The 2,686-nt window shown below is 75.1% G+C and carries 2 protein-coding genes; both read left to right on the forward strand.

Annotation, left to right across the window (positions count from 1 at the left end; genetic code table 11):
* The first annotated feature begins 310 nt into the window (after positions 1-310).
* Entirely contained in the window at positions 311-1,573 is a 1,263-nt protein-coding gene (cobA, locus tag WDV06_RS36640; RefSeq protein ID WP_395514128.1) for a uroporphyrinogen-III C-methyltransferase, read from the forward strand.
* Positions 1,574-1,615: 42 nt separating this feature from the next.
* Positions 1,616-2,431, forward strand: a complete 816-nt coding sequence (locus WDV06_RS36645) for a TrmH family RNA methyltransferase (protein ID WP_395514129.1) — start codon at positions 1,616-1,618, stop codon at positions 2,429-2,431.
* The last annotated feature ends 255 nt before the right edge of the window (positions 2,432-2,686 follow it).

A 2,686-nucleotide genomic window follows, 5' to 3' on the forward strand; every position in this document is an offset into this window, starting at 1 on the left:
GGGGGGTGGGGGGGGGGGGGGGGGGGGGGGGGGGGGGGGGGGGCGGGGCGCCGGCGGGGGGCGCGGCCCGCCCCCCCCCCCCCCCCCCCCGGCCCCGCCGCTTTCGGGCCGCCCTCTCCCCATCCCCACCCGCGCACCCCACTGACCTGAAACCGCCCCCCGCCGTCCCCCCGAACTGCGCCCCCGCAGGTACCACCAGCGGCTATGGGTCGTATCGTGGTGCCGGACGGGCGCCCGCACGGTCCGTCAGCCGCTCCAGCGCAGCAGCGGCCCGCCGAACACACCCGCCGCATCAGGAGCCGCAACCGCCATGGGAAACCCGGCACACCCCGCCTACCCCGTAGGACTGCGCCTGACCGGGCGCCGCGTCGTCGTGATCGGCGGCGGCCAGGTCGCCCAGCGCCGCCTGCCCGCCCTCGTGGCCGCCGGCGCGGACGTCCTCCTGGTGTCCCCCTCCGCCACCCCCTCCGTGGACGCGATGGCCGAGACGGGGGAGATCCGCTGGGAGCGCCGCCGCTACCAGGACGGTGACCTCGACGGCGCCTGGTACGCCCTGATCGCCACCCGTGACCGCGAGGCCAACGACCGGGCCTCCGCCGAGGCGGAGGCGAAGCGGGTCTGGTGCGTGCGGGCCGACGACGCCGAGGCGGCGACCGCGTGGACCCCGGCGACCGGCCGGGTCGAGGGCGTCACGGTGGCCGTGCTCAGCGGCAACGACCCGCGCCGTTCCGCCGCCGTCCGCGACGCGGTCGTCGAGGGGCTGCGCGACGGCTCCCTGACCGCCGCCCGCCCGCACACCCCCGGCGTCGCCCTCGTCGGCGGCGGCCCGGGCGACCCGGACCTGATCACCGTGCGCGGCCGGCGCCTGCTCGCCGAGGCCGACGTCGTCATCGCCGACCGGCTCGGCCCACGCGACCTCCTCGACGAGCTTCCGCCGCACGTCGAGGTCATCGACGCCGCGAAGATCCCGTACGGCCGCTTCATGGCCCAGGAGGCCATCAACAACGCCCTCATCGAGCATGCCAAGGCCGGAAAGGCCGTGGTCCGGCTCAAGGGCGGCGACCCGTACGTCTTCGGCCGCGGCATGGAGGAGCTCCAGGCCCTCGCCGAGCACGGCATCCCCTGCACGGTCGTGCCGGGCATCTCCAGCTCCATCTCGGTCCCCGGCGCGGCCGGGATCCCCGTCACCCACCGCGGCGTGGCGCACGAGTTCACCGTGGTCAGCGGGCACGTCGGCCCCGACGATCCGCGTTCCCTGGTGGACTGGGCGGCGCTGGCGAAGCTCAACGGCACCCTCGTCATCCTGATGGGCGTCGACAAGATCGGGCTGATCGCCGAGGCCCTGGTCAAGCACGGCCGTTCCGCCGACACCCCGGTCGCGGTCATCCAGGAGGGCACCACGGCCACGCAGCGACGGGTGGACGCCACCCTGTCCACGGTCGGCGAGACCGTCCGCGCGCAGGAGGTCCGCCCGCCGGCGGTCATCGTCATCGGCGAGGTCGTCGCCGTGAACCCGCCCGGCGAGCTCCCGGCGCCCCCCGCGCTCACCGAGCCCCCCACCACCGGCGCCTGACGGCCCGTTGGCACCACACCCAGGACAAGGCAGTATCACCCTGTGGCTGATCTCATCACCATCGAAGACCCCGACGACCCCCGCCTGCGCGACTACACGGGCCTGACCGACGTGGAGCTGCGCCGGCGCCGCGAGCCCGCCGAGGGCCTGTTCATCGCCGAGGGCGAGAAGGTCATCAGGCGGGCCAAGGACGCCGGCTACGAGATGCGCTCGATGCTGCTCTCCGCCAAGTGGGTGGACGTCATGCGGGACGTCATCGACGAGATCCCGGCCCCGGTCTACGCCGTCAGTCCGGACCTCGCCGAGCGCGTCACCGGCTACCACGTGCACCGCGGCGCCCTGGCGTCGATGCAGCGCAAGCCGCTGCCCACCGCGCAGGAACTGCTGGCCTCGGCCCGCCGGGTGGCCGTGATGGAGGCGGTGAACGACCACACCAACATCGGGGCGATCTTCCGCAGCGCCGCCGCCCTCGGCATGGACGCCGTGCTGCTGTCGCCGGACTGCGCGGACCCGCTGTACCGCCGCTCGGTGAAGGTGTCGATGGGCGCGGTGTTCTCCGTCCCCTACGCCCGTCTGGAAGCCTGGCCGAAGAGCCTGGACACCGTCCGCGAGGCCGGCTTCAAGCTCCTCGCCCTCACCCCGCACGAGAAGGCCTCGCCGATCGACGTGGCGGCCCCGCACACCCTGGAGCGGGTGGCGCTGATGCTGGGAGCGGAGGGCGACGGCCTGTCGACCCAGGCGCTGGTCGCCGCCGACGAGTGGGTACGGATCCCCATGGCGCACGGCGTTGACTCCCTGAACGTGGGCGCTGCCGCCGCGGTGGCCTTCTACGCCGTCGCCGGCGCCCCGCGCTCCTAGGGCCTGTCGTCACACTGCCGTCTGCCCCGCGACGCCTGGCACGTGCTCTCGCCGCACCGGGCGCAAGCCGAGTACGTCCGGTACGCGGGCTTCCGCCCGGCGCACCGAGAGCACGCTCCCCCAAGCTCTCGACTTCGCTCGACCAGCGGGGACCCCCATGACGCCGCGGGGCCGCCCTCCGGGCGACGACGGGAGTGTGACGACAGGCCCTAGGCACAGGCCCGCACACACCGAAGGGGCGCCCCGCCACACGGC

Source organism: Streptomyces racemochromogenes, from assembly GCF_044129415.1.
Lineage (GTDB): Bacteria > Actinomycetota > Actinomycetes > Streptomycetales > Streptomycetaceae > Streptomyces > Streptomyces racemochromogenes_A.

Excerpts from the sequence above, each read along its gene's own strand:
- cobA (WP_395514128.1), top strand. The coding sequence starts at position 311 with ATGGGAAACCCGGCACACCCCGCCTACCCCGTAGGACTGCGCCTGACC.